We start from the raw sequence: 19,091 nt of genomic DNA on the forward strand, positions 1-19,091 counted from the left end.
CGATCGTTAGGTTGCGGCGCATGACGCCAGAGGTAGACCTCGCGGCTCCGTTGCGGATCGCGGACCTGCGCGCCGCCCGCGGCCCCGTCGCCGTCGTGACCGGGACGGCGGTCCGCGACCGGGTCGCGGCCGGCCGGATCTTCCTGTCCAAGGTGCTCGGCGACGACCGGGCGGTGTACGGCAGCACCACCGGCTTCGGCGCCCTCGTCGGCTACGCGGGCCGGGCCGACCTGCGCGACCAGGCCGACAACACGCTCGCCCACCTCGGCGCCGGCCACGGCCCGGACATCGACCCCGACGTCGTACGGGCCACCATGCTGGTCCGGGCCTGGTCGCTGGCCCGTGGTGCGTCGGGCGTGTCCCCGCATGTCATCGACGCCCTCGCGGCGATGCTCGCGACCACGTTCGTCCCGGCGATGCCGCGGCTGGGTTCGGTCGGAGCCAGCGGTGACCTGATCCCGCTGGGCGCGGCGGCCCAGGCGCTGCGCGGCCGCGGCCACGCCTATGTGGACGGCGTCCGGCTTCCCGCGGCGGAGGCGCTGGCCGCGGCCGGGCTGGAGCCGCTGCCACTGGACGGCCGTGATGCCCTGGCACTGGTCAACGGCACGTCGCTGACCACGGCCGCGCTCGCCCTGGCGCTGGCCTCGGCCCGCGCCTCGCACCGGGCGGTGCAGCTGCTCACCTGCCTGCTCGCCGACCTGCTCGGCAGCGACCCGCAGTTCCTCGACGCCCGGCTGCTCGCCGCCTACGGCCACGCGGGCGCGAGCGACGTCGCGGCGGCCATGCGCCGGGTCACGGGCGGCCTGGTCCCGTCCGGGAAACGCCCGCTGCAGGAGCCGTACAGCATCCGGTGCTCGCCGCAGCTGCTCGGCGCGGCCGAGGACGCCCTGCGCTACGTCGACGGCGTCGTCGCGGCCGACCTCGGCAGTGTCAGCGACAACCCGCTGTTCTTCCCCGACGACGACGTCGTCGTGCACGGCGGTAACTTCTTCGGCCAGCCGGCCGCGTTCGCCGCGGACCTGCTGTCGATGGTCGTCGCGCAGGTCGGCAACCTCGCCGAGCGTCAGCTCGACCTGCTCGTCGACCCGCACCGCAACGGCGGCCTCCCGCCGATGCTGGCCGCCGGGCCCGGCCGGCAGCACGGCCTGCAGGGTGTGCAGCTGGCGTCGACCGCGCTGATCGCCGAGATCCGGCGGGACACCATGCCCGCCAGCATGCAGAGCATCCCCACCAACCTGCACAACCAGGACGTCATCCCGCTGGGCAACCAGGCCGCCCTGCGGGCGCTGGACCAGGCGCGGCTGCTGCATCTGCTGGTCGGGTCGCTCGCGGTGGGGCTGCGCCAGGCCGCCCACGTGGGCGCCCGGCCACCCACCGCGCCCGGCTGCGCCGCGGTGCTGGCTGCGCTCGTCGCGGCCGTCCCCCCGATCGACCCTGACCGGCCCCTGGAAGACGACGTGCGGCGCGCGGCCGGCGTCGTCGAAGCGCTCGAAAGGTGACCGTCATGACGCTCGACTACCTGATCATCGGGGCCGGTCCGGCCGGCCTCCAGCTTGCCGCCCTGCTGGAGGCCGAGGGCCGGCGGGACTACCTGGTGCTGGAGGGCGCCGCGGCGCCGGGTGCGTTCTTCGCCCGCTTCCCGCGGCACCGGCAGCTGATCTCGATCAACAAGCCGCACACCGGCACCGACGATCCGGAGCTCAACCTGCGCCTGGACTGGAACTCGCTGCTCACCGACGACGAGGCGCTGCTGTTCAAGCACTACAGCCGCCGGTACTTCCCGCACGCCGACGACATGGTCCGCTACCTGGCCGACTTCGCGCGCAACGTCAAGGTCCGCTACAACACCCGGGTCACCCGGGTGTCCCGCGACGACGCCGGATTCACCGTCGCGGCCGGGGACGAGACGTTCACCGCGAAGCGGCTCATCGTCGCGACCGGCGTGTCGAAACGCTACGAGCCGGACATCGAGGGCTTCGAGCTGGCGGAGCGGTACGACGAGATGCCCGTCGACCCGGACGACTATCTCGACCAGCGGGTGCTCATCATCGGCAAGGGCAACTCCGCGTTCGAGACGGCCGACGCGCTGATGGAGACCACCGCGGTCATCCACGTGGCCGGGCCGAGCCCGGTGCGGATGGCCTGGCGCACCCATTACGTCGGACACCTGCGCGCGGTCAACAACAACTTCCTGGACACCTACCAGCTCAAGTCGGCCAACGCGATCCTGGACGGCGACATCCGCCGGATTGAGCGCGACGGCGACGGGTACCGGGTCGCGTTCAGCTTCTCCCGCGCCGACGAGGTCGTGAAGGAGCTGTCCTACGACCGGGTCCTGGCCTGCACCGGGTTCCGGTTCGACGCCTCGATCTTCGACGGGTCATGCCGTCCCGAGCTCGTGATCCGCGACCGGTTCCCGGCCCAGACCGACGAGTGGGAGTCGGTCAACGTGCCCGGCCTGTTCTTCGCCGGCACGATCTCGCAGGTCCGGGACTTCAAGAAGTCCACCAGCGGCTTCATCCACGGCTTCCGCTACGCGGTGCGCGCGCTGCACCGGATCCTCGAGCGGCGCTACGCCGGCGCGCCGTGGCCGGCCGCGACGCTCGACCCGACGCCGAAGTCGATTGTGGACGCGGTGATCGAGCGGATCAACCGGACCTCCGCGCTGTGGCAGCAGTTCGGCTTCCTCGCCGACGTGGTGACCGTCGACGGTGCGGAGGCCCGCTACCACGAGGAGGTCCCCGTCGACTACTTCACGCGGGCCGGCCTGGGCCCCGCCGACCACGCGTTCGTCGTCACCCTGGAGTACGGCCCGGAGCACGACCAGGTCGATCCGTTCGACATCACTGTCAGCCGCGTCGCACAGGACACCGTGGGGCAGGCACACGCCGCCGCCTACCTGCATCCGGTGGTGCGCTGGCACCGCGACGGCCGGGTCGCCGGCGTGCACCATCTGGCGGAGAACCTGGAGAACCAATGGGACCGTCCGGAGGTGCACGTGCGGCCGCTGGAGGCGTTCATCGAACGTTGCCTGGAAGGCGCCTGAGATGCTCACCGAGCTGGCGGCTCGGGCCCGGGCCAGGCTCGACCCGACGCACTGGGACTTCTTCGCGGGCGGGGCCGGTGACGAGCGGACGCTGCGGGCCAACGAGGAGGCGTTTCAACGCCTTCGACTGGTACCGCGGGTGCTGCGTGCCACCGGCCCGCGGGACCTGCGTACCACGCTGTTCGGCACGCGGCTGAGTGCGCCCCTGCTGGTCGCGCCGACCGCGTTCCACCGGCTCGCGCACCCCGACGGTGAGCTCGCCACGGCCCGTGGCGCCGCCGCGGCCGGGACCGTGCTGGTCGTCAGCATGGCGGCGACCACACCGATCGAGGACATCGCCGCGGCCGGCGGCCCGCTGTGGTTCCAGCTGTATCCGCAGCCGGACCTGGCGTTCACCGCGGCCGTCGTCCGGCGGGCCGAGCGGGCCGGCTGCCGGGCGCTGGTGGTGACCGTGGACTCGCCGGTGTTCGGTCGCCGCGAACGGGACCGGCGCAACGGCTTCACCGACCTGCCTGCCGGGCTGGTCTGCGAGAACATGCGCGACGACACCGGCCGCGTGCGTGACATCGTGATGGACGCGGAGCTCGGCTGGGACCGCATCGACTGGCTGCGGGGCATCACCGGGCTGCCGATCGTCCTCAAGGGACTGTTGCACCCGGCCGACGCGGAGCTCGCGGTCGAGCACGGGGTGTCCGCGGTCCTCGTCTCCAACCACGGCGGCCGGCAGCTCGACGGCGTGCTGTCCACTGTGGACGCACTGCCGGCGGTCGTGAAGGCCGTCGGCGGGCGGCTGCCGATCCTGCTGGACGGCGGCATCCGGTGCGGCGCCGACATCCTGACCGCCCTCGCGCTGGGCGCCGCCGCCGTGCTCGTCGGCCGGCCCGTGCTGTGGGGGCTCGCCGCGGACGGCGGCGACGGGGTGCTGCGGGTGCTCGACCTGCTGCGCGAGGACCTGGACCGGGCGCTCGCACTGGCCGGGGTGCGCCGCCCGGCCGACCTGACCGGCGACCTCGTAGCCGCCCGATGCTGACCGCGCTGGTGCTCATCGTCGCCGGGGCGCCCGTGGTGTGGTGCATGCCGCGCTGGCTGCCGTCCGCGGTCGTCGTGCTCCGGGAGTGGATCTTCACCCGGGTCAACGGGGTGGAGGGCATACCGGTGCCCGGCCCGCTGGTCGGCGCCGAGCACTTCGAGCGCGTCTACGCCGACCCGGCCGCCGACGGGCGCAGCCGCGGCGCGGGCCTCTCCGACCTGTTCTGGTACTGGCTGGCCCCCGGCCCGCAGATGCATCAGGAGCATCTGGAGCCGGGTGAGCGGTACCGCAGCGTGGCGAGGACGACCCGGCAGGTGCTCGCCGTGCCCCACGCACGCTCGGAGGAACTGGCGGAGACCGCCACCCGGCGCCGGCTCGACGCGCTGCCGGCCGGCCGGACCGTCCACACGCGACTGCGCGACCTCATGATGCCGGTCTGGGCCGAGGTGTACTACGAACTGGTCTTCGGTGAGCCCTGCCCGCCCGCCGCCCGCGAGCTGATCGTGGCGAACGCGGACGACGTCGTGACCGCGCTCAAGGGGACGAGCCTGCGGCACATGGACCGGCGCGACCGGCTGACCCGCTACCTGCTCGGCCGCATCGAGCACGGCACCTGCCCGGTCCTGCTGCCGCCACCGTTCACCGACCGGGAGACCGCCTGGTACCTGCAGGGCGCCTTCTTCAACACGGCGGTGGTCCAGATGTCCGAGGCGATGGCGCACGTGCTGCTCAACGCTGCCACACACGCCGATGTGGTGCCGGACCCCGGCGACGACGCCGCGCTGGACCGGTTCATCGACGAGACGCTGCGGGTGCACCCGCTGTTCGGGGTCGCGCACCGGATCACCTCGGCGCCCATCGTCGTCGACGACCGGGTCACGCTCCCGGCCGGATCCGTCCTGCTGTTCAACTACCTCGCCTTCCAGCGCACCGGTCCGGCCGCGGACGACGCGTTCGACCCGGACCGCTGGCTGACGCTCGCCCGCCGGGACGCGCACTTCATCCCGTACGGCGTGGTCGCCAACCGGGCCTGCCCGGCCCGCGGGGCGGCCCCGGTGATGCTGCGCGCCGCCACCCGTGAGGTGCTGCGCCGCTACACCCTCACCTCCTGCGCCGTGCACACCCGCTCGCTGCCCAGCCGAGGGCCCGCGTACCTGACGCCGGCCGGGATCGCCGGCCCCGGTCGCCTGCGACTGGCGGCCCAGCGGCAGCGCGACCGGTGGTCCGGCGTCGGACGGTCACTGCGGCAACTGGTCTTCGGTACCTGGATGGTCGTCGACGCCCGTCGCCGGTGCCTCTGCACCACCTACTTCAAGGAGGTCCGCCCATGACGCCCACCGAGCTCGCGCCGAGGTTCTTCATCGCCGTCGCCGTGATCCTGCTCTTCTGCAAGGCCGTCGCCTGGCTGCTCGGCCGGGCCGGCCAGCCCGCCGTGGTGAGCGAGATGCTGGCCGGCGTGCTGCTCGGGCCGTCGCTGCTGGGCCTGCTGTTTCCCGGCGTGCAGCACGCGCTGTTCCCGGCCCAGCTGCTGCCGATCCTGTACGTGGTCGGCCAGGTCGGGCTCGTCCTGTTCATGTTCCAGGCCGGCTACGCGTTCACCGGGCACCGCAGCACCCGGCTGGCCGGCACCGCCGGCGCGGTCTCGCTGGCGGGGGTGACCGCGCCGCTGGTGCTCGGCATCCTGCTGGTGCTGGTGACCGCCGGGGTCGTGCCGGTGCAGAAGGCGGGCGTACCGCTCGGCGTCACCGCGGCCTTCGTCGGCGTGGCGCTCGCCATCACCGCGTTTCCGATGCTCGCCCGGATCATCACCGAGCGGGGCCAGGCCGGCACCCGGCACGGCTCGCTCTCGCTGGCCAGCGGCGCGATCGACGACATGGTCGCGTGGATCATGCTCGCCGGGGTGCTCGCCGTCGCCTCGGGCCGGCCGGGCCCGGCGATCGTCACCGGCGGCGGCGCGGTCCTCTTCGGACTGGCGCTCTGGTTCGGCGGCCGGCGGCTGACCGGCGCCCTGATGGGCAGCGACCGCCTCGGCGACCAGGCGCGGCTGCTGGGCACGGTCGTGCTGCTCTTCCTGGTTGCCTGGTACACCGACGAGATCGGCCTGTACGCGGTCTTCGGCGCCTTCGCGGTCGGGGTGGTCATGCCGCACACCGCCCGCACCGACAAGGTCGTCGACACCCTCACCCCGGTCGCCGCCATCGTGTTCCTGCCCCTCTTCTTCACCTTCTCCGGCCTGCGCACCGAGTTCGGCCTGCTCGGCGACCCGGCCGTGCTGCTGTTCGCGGTCGCCTGCGTCGCGTCCGCCATCGCCGGCAAGTTCGGTGCGTGCTGGGGCGCGGCCCGGCTGCGTGGCGAGCCCAACGGTGTCGCGTTGCGCGTCGGCGCGCTGATGAACGCCCGGGGCCTGATGCAGCTCATCGCGCTCAACGTGGGCCTCGAGGCCGGCATCGTCACCCCGGCCCTGTTCACCGTGCTGGTGCTGGTCGCCCTGGTCACGACGCTGATGACCACGCCGCTGCTGAGCTGGATCGAGCGCCGGGAGGCCCGGACGAGCCCGGCGGAGGACGACGCCGAGCTGGTGGGTTCCGGTTTTCGAAAGTGATGGAAGAGACAACCATCACTCATGCGCGCCGGGAACATATGCAATGGTCGATGGATGCGCATCAACCGGCTCCTCCTGGTCGAGGATGACGCGGAACTCGGCGATCTGCTGACGGGGACCCTGACCGACGAGGGCTACCACGTCGACCATGCGCGCGACGGGCAGCGCGGGCTGCACCTGGGGCTGACCCGGCCGTACGACGTGATGGTCATCGACCGGCTGCTGCCCGCGCTCGACGGCCTCGACCTGGTCACCCGGCTTCGCTCGCGGGCGGTGCCGGCCCGGGCACTGATGCTCACCGCGCTGGGCGCCGTGGACGACCGGGTCGCCGGGCTCGACGCGGGCGCGGACGACTACCTGGCCAAGCCGTTCGAACTCGACGAGCTCAGCGCCCGGGTGCGGGCCCTGTGCCGCCGCACACCGTCGCCGGGGGAGTTCCTGCCGGTCGGCACCGGCCGGCTCGACCTCACCGCGCGCGACGTGGTCCTGGCGGACGGCACCCGGGTGGCGCTGTCCGCCCGGGAGTTCGAGCTGCTGCGGGTGCTCGCGGCCCGCCCGGCCGGCGTGCACTCCCGGGCCGAGCTGCGCCGCCGGGTCTTCGACGAGGCCGCCGCGGCATCCATTGTGGACACCTACGTGTACTACCTGCGCCGCAAGCTCGGGCGCACGGCGATCCGCACCGTGCACGGCCTCGGGTACCGGCTGGGGGCCCTGTGACGGCCCCGGAGTTCGTCCTCGTCCGCCGGGCGCGGCTGCGGCTCGGCCTCGGTGCGGGGCTGGCCATCACGGCGCTGCTGGCACTGGTCGGCGGGATCTCCTACGCCCTGCTGCTGCACAGCCAGGAGGACCAGATCCGCCGCGAGCTGGCCTGGGGTGCGGCGAACGGCACGATAGCCGGGCCACCCGCATGCAGCTGGGTCTTCCGGTTCGACAGCGGCGTCCTGACCGGGGTGAACAACCCGCCCCCGCCGGGCTTCCCGCTCCGCGACGTGGCCGACCAGGCCCTGACCACCGGCAACGTGCCGGACATCAAGGTCACCCGCAACGACACCGTCTACTACGTGCACACCGAACGCCGCGGCGACACCGTCACGCAGGTCGTGTTCGACGCACGGTTCCAGGTCGCCGACCGCCGGCACCTGTTGTGGGCCTTCACCCTGGCGGCCCTGGTCGGACTCCTCGCCGCGATCCTGACCGGCGTGCTGGTCGGCAGGCGCGCCGTGGCGCCGCTGATCGACGCGCTCGACCGGCAGCGCCGGTTCGTCGCCGACGCCAGCCACGAACTGCGCACGCCGATCGCCCAGGTCCACACCCGCGCCCAGCTCCTCGCCCGCCGTGCCTGCGCCCCGCCCGACGCGGTGCCCGTGTCCGCGGCGCCCGTGTCCGTGTCCGCCGTGGTGCCGGGGTCCCGCCCGCTGCCGCGCCGGCCGCCGGGGTCGCGGTCACGGTCGACCGGCGCGAGCTGGAGCGGCTCGTCAACGGCACCCGACGGCTCGGTGAGATCGTCGAGGAGCTGCTGCTGTCGGCGCGCCTCGGCGCGGCCCCGGCCGGTCGGCCCGCGGCCGCCCCGGTCGACCTGGTGGCCCTCGCCGCCGACGCGGTGGACGCGGAGACCGACCGCGCCGCCGAGCACGGCCAGACCCTGTCCCTCACCGCACCGGACCGGCCCGTGCCGGTGCCCGGGATCGAGTCGGCCCTGCGCCGCGTGCTGGGCGAACTGCTCAACAACGCCCTCGCCCACCTCCCGGACGGCGGCAGCATCGACGTGACCGTGCTCGACCCCGGCGACGGCACCGCCCAGGTGGTGGTCGCCGACACCGGCGCCGGCTTCGACCCGGCCGACGCCGAACGCATCTTCGACCGCTTCCACCGCGGCGCGGGCGCCGGCGACCGCCGCTACGGCCTGGGCCTCGCCCTGCTCCGCGAGGTGGTCACCAGCCACGGCGGCACCATCACCGCCGACGCCCACCCGGGCGCCGGCGCCTCCTTCACCGTCCGCCTGCCGACCGCGCACCCACCCGCCCGCCGCGGCCGGTCCTGACCCTGGCCCACGGGCCGACCGCCTGGACGTGTCCACCGTCGCGGGCTCACCGGACACAATCACCTCCGGCCGCCCCGGCTCAACGACGCGGGACATACTGTTGCTCCATGGGCAACAGTTCGCACAACGGCTCGCCGGTCCAGTCGGTGGATCGCGCGGTCACGGTACTGGAGATCCTGGCCCGTGCGGGCGAGGCCGGGGTCACCGAGATCGCCGCGGAGCTCGGCGTGCACAAGTCCACCGCGTTCCGGCTGGTGACCGCGCTGGAGAACCGTGGCCTGGTGGCCCAGAACGTCGACCGGGGCAAGTACCGGCTCGGCGTGGGCATCCTGCGCCTGGCCGGCGCCACCACCGCCCGCCTCGACCTGGTGCAGGAGAGCCGGCCCGTGTGCGAGGCGCTGGCCCGGGAGGTCGGCGAGACGATCAACATCGCGGTGCTGGCGGACGGTGAGGCGCTGTACGTGGACCAGGTCGCCGGGCCGTCGGCGCTGCAGACCCGCAACTGGGTGGGCCAGCGCCTCGCGCTGCACGCCACCTCCAACGGCAAGGTGCTGCTCGCGTACCTCGCGCCGCACCTGCTTGCCGAGTGCCTCGCCCGGCCACTGGAGCGCTACACCGACCACACGCTGGTCGACGCGGTCCGGCTGGAGGCCGAACTGGTCGACACGCGCGCCCGCGGCTACGCCACGACCGTCGATGAGCTGGAGATCGGCCTGACCGCTGTCGCCGCGCCGGTGCGCAACCTGGACGGTGCGGTGGTGGCGGCGGTGAGCGCGTCCGGCCCGAGCTTCCGGCTGACCCCGCTGCGGGTGCCCGAGGTGGCCGAGGCCGTGCGGCGCTGCGCCGACGAGGTCTCCCGCCGACTGGGCGCGTCCTGACGGTCCCGGACGTACCCGGCCGTTCCTGAACATCGCGACCGCGTTTCGGCGATGTAGAGGATCGCTCACGACTCTTCGAAGGCCTTGACTGTCGATGTCTGCCGGGCGGACACTGTCGCGCATAGCAAGACGAGTTGCGCTGTATGCAACACGCCCTGCGGAGACACGCGCCCCGGACATCGAGGTCTCATGCCGGAACTGTTCATCGCAGGCAAGTGGACGCAGTCCTCGGGAGGCGGACGGCGCGACATCGTCTGTCCGGCCGACGGCAGGCACGTCGCCACGGTCGACGAGGCCGGCCCGGCCGACACCGAGGCCGCCATCGCCGCCGCGCGGGCCGCCTTCGACGAGGGCCGGTGGCCCTCGACGCCCGCGGTCGAACGCGGAGCCATGCTGCTTCGCGTCGCCGACCTGCTCATGCGCGACCGGGACGAGATCGCCCGGGCCGAGTCGCTGGACACCGGCAAACGGCTGGTCGAGAGCGAGTACGACGTCGCCGACGCGGCGGCCGTGTTCCGCTACTACGGCGGCCTGGCCGGCACTGACGCGGGTCGCGTCGTCGACACCGGCAACCCGGACGCGATCAGCCGGATCGTGCACGAGCCGGTCGGCGTCTGCGGGCTCATCACGCCGTGGAACTACCCGCTGCTGCAGGCCTCGTGGAAGGTCGCGCCGGCCCTCGCGGCGGGCAACACGTTCGTCCTCAAACCGAGCGAGCTGACGCCGTCGACCAGCATCCTGCTGGTACGCCTGCTGGAGGACGCCGCGGTCCCGCCCGGCGTGGCCAATCTCGTGCTCGGCGCCGGTCCGGCGGCGGGCGCGCCGCTGGCCGTCCACCCCGATGTCGACCTGGTGTCGTTCACCGGCGGGCTGGACACCGGGCGGCGGGTCATGGCCGCCGCCGCCGGCACGGTGAAGAAGGTCGCGCTGGAGCTGGGCGGCAAGAACCCCAACGTGGTGTTCGCCGACGCCGACGTCGAGACCGCACTCGACTACGCGCTGACCGCCGTGTTCCTGCACTCGGGCCAGGTCTGCTCGGCCGGCGCGCGACTCGTGGTGCAGGACGGCATGCACGACGACTTCGTCGCCGAGCTGGCCGCGCGGGCCGGCCGGATCCGGCTCGGCGGCCCGTTCGATCCGGACGCCGAGGCCGGTCCGCTCATCTCGGCGGCGCACCTGGCCAAGGTCGAGGCCTACGTCGCGATGGGCCTGGCCGAGGGCGCCCGGCTCGTCTGCGGTGGCCGGCGCGAAGGCGAGCTCGGGCACTTCTACCGGCCGACGATCCTCGACGGGTGCCACACCGGAATGCGGGTGGTGCAGGAGGAGTCGTTCGGCCCGGTGCTCACCGTCGAGCGGTTCCGGACCGAGGACGAGGCGGTCCGCATCGCCAACGACACGATCTACGGCCTGGCCGGCGCCGTGTGGACGCAGGACGCCGGCAAGGCCCAGCGGGTCGCGGCGAGGCTGCGCCACGGCACCGTCTGGATCAACGACTACCACCCGTACGTCCCGCAGGCGGAGTGGGGCGGCTTCAAGCGCTCCGGCGTCGGCCGGGAGCTGGGGCCGAGCGGCCTGGCCGAGTATCGCGAGACCAAGCACATCTGGCAGAACGTCCGGCCGAGGCCGCAGCGGTGGTTCGGATCCGAACCAGAGGGACGGTGAGGCGCATGTCCGTGCTCCAGGCGCCCGTGCAGGGCGCCGAGCAGCAGATCGAGCCGGTCTTCGCGGTCAAGGGACTGTGGAAGATCTTCGGACCCCGGGCCGGGAAGATCATCGGCCGGCCCGAGGCCGACCTGCGCGGCGGCGAGCTGATGGCCAGGACCGGGTGCGTCGCCGCGGTACGCGATGTCTCGTTCGACGTGCGGCCCGGCGAGGTGTTCGTCGTCATGGGGTTGTCCGGCTCGGGCAAGTCGACGCTCATCCGGTGCCTGACCCGGCTGGTCGAGCCGACGGCCGGGCAGATCCTCCTGCACGGCGAGGACATCCGCGAGGCGGGCGCCGTCGAGCTGCGCGAACTGCGCCGGCACCGCTTCTCGATGGTGTTCCAGCACTTCGGTCTGCTCCCGCACCGCCGGGTCCTGGGCAACGTCGCGTACGGGCTGGAGGTACGCGGCGAGAAGAAGGCGCAGCGGCGGGCCCGGGCACAGCAGATGGTCGACCTGGTCGGGCTGACGGGCCGCGAGCAGCTGTACCCCGACCAGCTCTCCGGCGGCATGCAGCAGCGCGTCGGCCTGGCCCGCGCCCTCGCCGTCGATCCGGAGATCCTCTTCTTCGACGAGCCGTTCTCCGCGCTCGACCCGCTGATCCGCCGCGACATGCAGAACGAGGTCATCCGGCTGCACCGCGAGGTGGGCAAGACGATGGTCTTCATCACGCACGATCTGAGCGAGGCGCTCAAGCTCGGCGACCGCATCCTGGTGATGCGCGACGGCGAGATCGTTCAGATCGGACGGCCGGACGAGGTGGTCGGCGCGCCCGCCGACGACTACGTGCGCGACTTCGTCCGCGACGTGCCCCGCTCCGACGTGCTCACGCTGCGCTGGATCGCCAGGCCCGCGACGCCGGACGATCCGCTGGACGGTCCGGTGCTCGCCGCCGACGTGGTCATCCGTGACGCGGTCCGTGCCGTGCTCGGCGCGGACCGCCCGATCCGGGTGCAGGCCGGCGACGAGGTCGTCGGGGTGGTCGGCGCGCCGGAGATCCTGGCCGTGATCGCCGCGGAACGGGCGGGGGACGGCTGATGGCCGCCGCCGGGATGAGCGTGCCACGGCGCCGGCTCGCCCGCCTGGACCCGCGCTGGGGCGTGCCGGTCGTCCTCGCCGTCTGGCTCCTGCTGTGGGTCGCCCTGCGCGGGCACGCCACGCTCGCGCTGGACAACGCCGAGCTGACCTCGGTGCATCTGCGGCTGAACCGGCTCAACGACGCGATCGGCGCGAGCCGGAACTCCAACCCGGTCTTCGTGTACTTCCTCAACGACATCCGCTCGGCGATCGACGCCTTCGTCACGTTCATCCAGCACCTCATCAGCCAGCCGAGCGCCGATCGCCCGGTGCCGCAGATCGGCTGGCTCGGCGTCGTGGCGATCGCCACCACGCTCGCCTACGGGTTCGGCAACTGGCGCGTCGCGCTGCTCACCGCCGCCGGCTTCGTGCTCTTCGGCCTGCAGGGGCTGTGGCAGGAGAGCATGGACACGCTCGCGCTGACCCTCGCCACGGTGCTGCTGACCGTGCTGTTCGGACTGCCGCTGGGCATCTGGGCCGGCGTGAACCGCCGGGTCGACGCGGTGGTCACCCCGGTGCTCGACTTCATGCAGACGATGCCGTCGTACGTGTACCTGGCGCCGCTGGCGCTGTTCTTCCTGATCGGGCCGGCGTCCGCGGTCATCGCGACGTTCATCTATGCGATACCGCCGATCATCCGGATCACCGCCCACGGCATCCGCGACGTCGACTCCTCGACCGTCGAGGCCGCCCGGGCGATGGGCTCCACCCGATGGCAGATCCTCACCCGGGTGCAGCTGCCGATGGCGAAGCGGACCATCGTGGTGGGGCTGAACCAGACCATCATGGCAGCGCTGTCGATGGTGACCATCGCGGCGCTCATCGCCGCGCCCGGCGTCGGGCAGACCATCATCCGCGCGCTGACGACGCTCAAGGTCGGGGTGGCCTTCAACGCCGGGCTCGCGATCGTCGTCATGGCGATCGTCCTGGACCGCACGACGACGGCCGCGAGCCAGCGGGCCCGGCCCCACCGCACCGACCGCGCCGGGGGCCGGATCTGGTTCGACCGCCGGCTCGCCGTGCTCGCCCTGACGGCGGTGACGATCGTCTGCGTGTACCTCTCGCACACGTATGTGTGGGCCGCCTCGTTCCCCGGCACCGCCCCGAACCTGGGCGGGACCATCATCAGCGCGGTGGACTCGGCCACGAACTGGGTGCAGCTGCACCTGGCCGGGGTCACCGGCGCGTTCAAGGACATCATCAGCTACGGCCTGCTCAACCCGCTGCAGGCGGTCCTGGCCGAGGGGCCGTGGTACCTCACCGGCTCCGCCGTGGTGCTGCTGGCGCTGCTGCTCGGCGGGCGGGTCGCGGCCGTCGTCACGGCCGGCTGCCTCGGGCTGATCGTCGCCCTCGGCGTCTGGTACGACGCCATGTTCACCCTCGCGGCCACGCTGGTCGCCACGGTCATCGTGATGCTCCTGGGCGTCGTCGTCGGCGTGTGGATGGCCCGCAACGCCGCCGCCGACCGGGTGATCCGGCCGGTCCTGGACGCGGGCCAGACCATGCCGGCGTTCGTCTATCTCGTGCCGTTCCTCGGCCTGTTCGGGGCGAGCCGGCTGACCGCGATCACCGCGGCGGTCGTCTACGCCGCGCCGGCCGCCATCAAGCTCGTCGCCGACGCCGTGCGGGGCGTGCCGCACTCAACCGTCGAGGCCGCCACCGCCTCCGGGTCGACGACCTGGCAGATCATCACCAAGGTCCAGCTGCCGATGGCCCGGCGTGGTCTCGCGCTGGCCGCCAACCAGGGAATCATCTACGTCCTTTCCATGGTCGTGGTCGGCGGCCTCGTCGGCGCCGGCGCGCTGGGCTACGACGTCGTCGCCGGCTTCGCGCAGATCAGCCTGTTCGGCAAAGGCCTGGCGGCCGGCGCCGCGATCGTCCTGCTCGGGGTTCTGCTGGACCGGACCGCGCGGGCGGCCGCCAACCGGACCGGGCGGGCGCACCACTGAGTACGACAGAAGGAGGAGATCGAGCGTGCTGAGTTCGGTGTTGAGGACGTCGAGACGGTCGGTCCGGGGGGTGGCGCTCACCGCGGTCGTGGGCCTGGCGCTCGCCGGCTGCGGTGGCGAGAAGATCGGTGGCGGCGCCCCGGCCGCCAGTGGCAGCGCCACGCCCTGTGGCACGGTCAACCTCGCGATGAACGCCTGGGTGGGCTACACGGCCAACGGTACGGTGCTCGGGCAGGTCCTCAAGGACAGGCTCGGCTGCACCGTGGTGGAGAAGAACATCGACGAGCAGGTCTCCTGGCAGGGCTTCAGCACCGGCGAGGTAGACGTGATCGTGGAGAACTGGGGTCACGAGGACCTGGCGAAGAAGTACATCACCGAGCAGAAGGTGGCGGTCGACTTCGGGCCGACCAAGAACATCGGCTACATCGGCTGGTACGTGCCGCCGTGGCTGGCCAAGCAGTACCCGGACATCACCAAGTGGGAGAACCTCAACAAGTACGCGGACTTGTTCAAGACCTCCGAGTCCGGCGGCAAGGGCCAGTTCCTGGACGGCGAACCGTCGTTCGTCACCAACGACGCGGCGCTGGTCACCAACCTGAAGCTGAACTTCAAGGTGGTCTTCGCGGGCAGCGAGACCGCGCTGATCCAGGCGTTCCGGCAGGCCGAGGCCCAGAAGAAGGCGGTCATCGGCTACTTCTACGAGCCGCAGTGGTTCTTCAGTGAGCTCAAGCTCGTGCGCGTCGAGCTGCCTCCCTACACCGCCGGGTGCGACGCCGACCCGCAGAAGGTCGCGTGCGGCTACCCGCCGTACACGCTGAACAAGGTCGTGAGCAAGAAGTTCGCCGATTCGGGCAGCCCGGCGGTGGCCGTGGTGAAGAACTTCAACTGGACCAACGACGACCAGAACCTGGTCGCCCAGGACATCGCCGTGAACAACATGACGCCGCAGGCGGCGGCGAAGAAGTGGATCGACGCCAACCCCGACAAGGTCAAGGCCTGGCTCGGTTAGTCGCTGGCGGCCGCCGCGCCCTTGACGGGTGCGGCGGCACGACCGCAGACTGTTGCGTAATACGTTTTGTGTTGCGGGATACGAAACACGGACGGAGGGCGTTATGCCTCGGGTCGTCATCATCGGCGCCGGCATCGTCGGGTGCGCCCTCGCCGACGAGCTGACGGCCCGCGGCTGGACCGACGTCACCGTCCTGGATCAGGGGCCCCTGTTCGCCACCGGCGGCTCCAGTTCGCACGCGCCGGGGCTGGTGTTCCAGACCAACGGCGCCAAGACCCTCGCCGACTTCGCGCAGTACACCGTGCGCAAGTACGTGGAGCTGGGCTGCTTCAACCAGGTCGGCGGCCTGGAGCTGGCCACGACGCCGCAACGCCTTGCGGAGCTGCACCGCCGGCACGGCTGGGCCACCGCGTGGGGGATCGGTGCGGAGATCATCCCGCCGCAGGCCTGCGCCGACCTGCACCCGCTCATCGCGGCGGATCGCGTGCTCGGCGGGCTGTACGTGCCCAGCGACGGCCTCGCCCGCACCGTCGCCGCCGCCGAGGCGCAGGCCCACGCGGCGCAGGCCCGCGGCGCGACGTTCCTCGGTGGCCACGAGGTGCTCGACGTCCGGGTCACCGGCGGACGGGTGCGCGCGGTCGTCACCGCCCAGGGCGAGTTTCCGGCCGACGTCGTGGTCTGCTGCGCCGGCATCTGGGGCCCGCGCGTGGCCCGCATGGTCGGCATGACGCTGCCGCTCACGCCGCTCGCGCACCAGCTGGCGTGGACCGGCCAGGTCCCGGCGCTCGCCGGGCAGACCGCCGAGGCGACCCACCCGATCCTGCGCCACCAGGACCGCGACCTGTACTTCCGCGAGCGCTACGACCGCCTCGGCATCGGCTGGTACGGCCACCGCCCGCTGCCGATCGACGCGGACGAGATCGTCGCCGTGGACCCCGCCATGGACACCGCCGAGACGATGCCGTCGATGCTGCCGTTCACCGAGGCCGACTTCGCCCCGGCCTGGCAGCACACCCAGCAGCTGCTCCCGTCGACGCGGGAAGCGAAGCTGGACACGGGGTTCAACGGGCTCTTCTCCTTCACGCCCGACAACATGCCGCTGATGGGCGAGTCCGCGCAGGTCGCCGGCTTCTGGGTGGCCGAGGCCGTCTGGGTGACGCACTCCGCGGGCGTGGCCCGCGCCATGGCCGAATGGCTCGTCGACGGCGCCGCCACGACGGACCTGCACGACTGCGACGTCAACCGGTTCGAGCCGCACCAGCGCGGCCCCGAGTACGTGCGCATGCGCGACTGCCAGAACTACGTCGAGGTGTACGACATCATCCATCCGCTGCAGCCGATGCAGGCGCCGCGGCCGCTGCGGACCAGCCCGTTCTACCCGCGGCAGCAGGAGCTGGGTGCCTACTTCCTGGAGGCGTCCGGCTGGGAACGTCCACAGTGGTACGAGGCGAACGCCGGCCTGCTCGACGGCCGTGACATCCCCCGGCCCAACGCGTGGGCAGCCCGGTACTGGTCGCCGATCGTCGGCGCCGAGGCACAGGTCACGCGCGAGCGGGTCGCGCTGTTCGACATGTCGGCGCTCAAACGCATCGAGGTGAGCGGGCCGGGCGCGCTGGCGTTCCTGCAGCGGCTGAGCACCGGCCAGCTGGACAAGTCCGTCGGCTCGGTCACCTACTGCCTGCTGCTCGACGAGCGCGGCGGGATCCGCAGCGACATCACCGTCGCCCGCGTCGGCCCCGACGAGTTCCAGGTCGGCGCCAACGGCAACCTCGACCTGGACTGGCTCAACCGGCGGGCGGCCGCGACGGGCGACGGGGCGCCGGGCGTCGTCGTGCGCGATGTCACCGCCGGCACGTGCTGCGTCGGGGTGTGGGGGCCGCTCGCGCGGCAACTGCTGCAACCGCTCACGACCACCGACCTGTCCAACGACGGGCTGCGCTACTTCCGCGGCACCCGCACCTACGTCGGCACGGTGCCGGTCACCGCGCTGCGACTGTCCTATGTGGGCGAGCTGGGCTGGGAGCTGTACACCACCGCGGATCTCGGGCTGAAGCTGTGGGACACGCTGTGGCAGGCCGGGCAGCACCTCGGCGTCATCGCCGCCGGCCGGGGCGCGTTCACCAGCCTCCGCCTGGAGAAGGGGTACCGCGCGTTCGGCGTGGACATGACGCCCGAGCACGACCCGTACGAGGCGGGCCTCGGCTTCGCGGTACACATGAACAAAGGCGAATTCATCGGACGGTCGGCCCTGCACCGGCGCGACGAACCCCGGCGCAAGCTGACCTGCCTCACCATCGAGGACCCGGCACAGGTGGTGCTCGGCAAGGAGCCGGTGTACGACGGGCCGCGCTGCGTCGGCTACGTCACCAGCGCCGCGTACGGCTACACGATCGGGCGCGGCATCGCCTACGCGTGGCTGCCGGCCGAGCTGTCGGTGCCCGGCACGAGCGTGCAGATCGGCTACTTCGACGAGCGCGTCGACGCGATCGTGACCGCGGAGCCGCTGTTCGACCCGGGAATGCAAAGGCTGCGGTCATGACGGAACCGCCGGAGTTCCTGTGGGCCGAACCCGAGCTGCGGCGCGGATACGACGTCGTCATCGTCGGCGCCGGCGGGCACGGCCTGGCCACCGCGTACTACCTGGCCCGCAACCACGGCATCACGAACGTCGCGGTGCTGGAGCGCGGCTGGCTCGCGGGCGGCAACATGGCCCGCAACACCACGATCATCCGCTCCAACTACCTGTGGGACGAGAGCGCCGCGATCTACGAGCACTCGCTGCGGCTGTGGGAGACGCTCGCCGACGACCTCGACTACGACATCCTGTTCAGCCAGCGCGGCGTGCTCAACCTCGCGCACAACCTGTCCGACGTCCGGGAAGGCCGGCGCCGGGTCAATGCCAACCGGCTCAACGGGATCGACGCCGAGTGGCTCACCCCGGCCGAGGTGAAGAAGCTCGTGCCGATCATCAACGTCTCCGAGGACCTCCGGTACCCGATCATGGGGGCCACCTTCCAGCCGCGCGGCGGCATCGCCAAGCACGACTACGTCGCGTGGGCCTACGCGCGGGCCGCGCATCGCCTCGGCGTCCACCTCATCCAGAACTGCGAGGTGACCGGGTTCCTCCGCGACGGCGAGCGGGTCACCGGCGTCACGACGAGCCGGGGAACGATCGAGGCCGGTCGGGTGGCGCTGTGCGCCGCCGGGCACACGTCGGTGCTGGCCGCGTCGCTCGGGTTCCGGCTGCCGCTGCAGAGCCACCCGCTGCAGGCGCTCGTGAGCGAACTGCTCGAGCAGGTGCTCAACACGGTCGTCATGTCCAACGCCGTGCACGTCTACGTGTCGCAGGCGCACAAGGGCGAGCTGGTGATGGGCGCCGGCATCGACGCGTACAACGGCTACGGCCAGCGTGGCTCGTTCCACGTCATCGAGAGCCAGCTCGCCGCCGCGGTCGAGCTGTTCCCGATCTTCGCCCGCGCGCACGTGCTGCGGACCTGGGCCGGCATCGTCGACGTGTCGCCGGACGCGTCGCCGATCCTCGGGCTCACCCCGGTCGGGAACCTCTTCATCAACTGCGGCTGGGGCACCGGCGGGTTCAAGGCGACGCCGGGCGCCGGCTGGGTCTACGCCGACACGATCGCCGGCGGGCGCCCCCACCCGCTCGCCGCACCGTTCGCGCTCGAACGGTTCACCACCGGTGCACTGGTCGACGAGCACGGCGCCGCGGCCGTGGCGCACTGAGGGGAGGGATCGGGA

General features: G+C 72.4%; 15 protein-coding genes. All 15 read left to right on the forward strand.

The annotated features are described in order from the left end of the window. Positions 1–20: 20 nt before the first annotated feature. The 15 genes from OHA72_RS36140 (at position 21) to OHA72_RS36210 (ending at position 19,076) form a co-directional block, all read left to right on the forward strand. A complete protein-coding gene (locus OHA72_RS36140; protein WP_327000541.1) occupies positions 21–1,499 on the forward strand; it encodes an aromatic amino acid ammonia-lyase in 1,479 nt (492 codons plus the stop codon). Positions 1,500–1,504: 5 nt separating this feature from the next. Beyond that, positions 1,505–3,046 (forward strand): NAD(P)-binding domain-containing protein, encoded by a 1,542-nt coding sequence (locus tag OHA72_RS36145; protein WP_327000542.1) that lies wholly within the window; start codon positions 1,505–1,507, stop codon positions 3,044–3,046. 1 nt (position 3,047) lies between these two features. Beyond that, a complete protein-coding gene (locus OHA72_RS36150) occupies positions 3,048–4,076 on the forward strand; it encodes an alpha-hydroxy acid oxidase (protein ID WP_327000543.1) in 1,029 nt (342 codons plus the stop codon). Further along, positions 4,070–5,407, forward strand: a complete 1,338-nt coding sequence (locus OHA72_RS36155; protein WP_327000544.1) for a cytochrome P450 — start codon at positions 4,070–4,072, stop codon at positions 5,405–5,407. Before OHA72_RS36150 ends, OHA72_RS36155 begins: the two co-directional genes overlap by 7 nt. Beyond that, complete coding sequence (locus OHA72_RS36160) at positions 5,404–6,678, forward strand: cation:proton antiporter (RefSeq protein ID WP_327000545.1); 1,275 nt, start codon at positions 5,404–5,406, stop codon at positions 6,676–6,678. Before OHA72_RS36155 ends, OHA72_RS36160 begins: the two co-directional genes overlap by 4 nt. A 54-nt stretch (positions 6,679–6,732) precedes the next feature. Continuing rightward, positions 6,733–7,395, forward strand: a complete 663-nt coding sequence (locus OHA72_RS36165; protein WP_327000546.1) for a response regulator transcription factor — start codon at positions 6,733–6,735, stop codon at positions 7,393–7,395. Continuing rightward, positions 7,392–8,447 (forward strand): sensor histidine kinase, encoded by a 1,056-nt coding sequence (locus tag OHA72_RS36170; RefSeq protein WP_327000547.1) that lies wholly within the window; start codon positions 7,392–7,394, stop codon positions 8,445–8,447. The genes OHA72_RS36165 and OHA72_RS36170 overlap by 4 nt, the downstream gene beginning before the upstream one ends. Then, positions 8,384–8,719, forward strand: a complete 336-nt coding sequence (locus OHA72_RS36175) for a sensor histidine kinase (RefSeq protein ID WP_327000548.1) — start codon at positions 8,384–8,386, stop codon at positions 8,717–8,719. The genes OHA72_RS36170 and OHA72_RS36175 overlap by 64 nt, the downstream gene beginning before the upstream one ends. Positions 8,720–8,826: 107 nt before the next feature. Then, positions 8,827–9,597 carry an IclR family transcriptional regulator gene (locus tag OHA72_RS36180; RefSeq protein WP_327000549.1) on the forward strand — a complete coding sequence of 257 codons (771 nt, stop codon included), beginning with the start codon at positions 8,827–8,829 and terminating at the stop codon, positions 9,595–9,597. Positions 9,598–9,786: 189 nt separating this feature from the next. Beyond that, complete coding sequence (locus tag OHA72_RS36185; protein WP_327000550.1) at positions 9,787–11,259, forward strand: aldehyde dehydrogenase family protein; 1,473 nt, start codon at positions 9,787–9,789, stop codon at positions 11,257–11,259. Between the two features lie 5 nt (positions 11,260–11,264). Continuing rightward, positions 11,265–12,338, forward strand: a complete 1,074-nt coding sequence (locus tag OHA72_RS36190; RefSeq protein ID WP_327000551.1) for a quaternary amine ABC transporter ATP-binding protein — start codon at positions 11,265–11,267, stop codon at positions 12,336–12,338. Then, positions 12,338–14,326, forward strand: coding sequence for an ABC transporter permease subunit (locus OHA72_RS36195; RefSeq protein WP_442788374.1), 1,989 nt, complete (start codon positions 12,338–12,340; stop codon positions 14,324–14,326). Before OHA72_RS36190 ends, OHA72_RS36195 begins: the two co-directional genes overlap by 1 nt. Before the next feature lie 28 nt (positions 14,327–14,354). Next, on the forward strand, positions 14,355–15,335 hold the full coding sequence (locus tag OHA72_RS36200) for an ABC transporter substrate-binding protein (RefSeq protein ID WP_327011736.1): 981 nt from the start codon (positions 14,355–14,357) through the stop codon (positions 15,333–15,335). Positions 15,336–15,438: 103 nt separating this feature from the next. After that, complete coding sequence (locus OHA72_RS36205) at positions 15,439–17,874, forward strand: GcvT family protein (protein ID WP_327000552.1); 2,436 nt, start codon at positions 15,439–15,441, stop codon at positions 17,872–17,874. Next, positions 17,871–19,076: a sarcosine oxidase subunit beta family protein gene (locus tag OHA72_RS36210; protein WP_327000553.1), complete on the forward strand. Its 1,206-nt coding sequence runs from the start codon at positions 17,871–17,873 to the stop codon at positions 19,074–19,076. Before OHA72_RS36205 ends, OHA72_RS36210 begins: the two co-directional genes overlap by 4 nt. Positions 19,077–19,091 lie beyond the last annotated feature (15 nt).

Origin of the sequence: Dactylosporangium sp. NBC_01737 (genome assembly GCF_035963215.1) — a bacterium.
Classification (GTDB): Bacteria; Actinomycetota; Actinomycetes; order Mycobacteriales; family Micromonosporaceae; genus Dactylosporangium.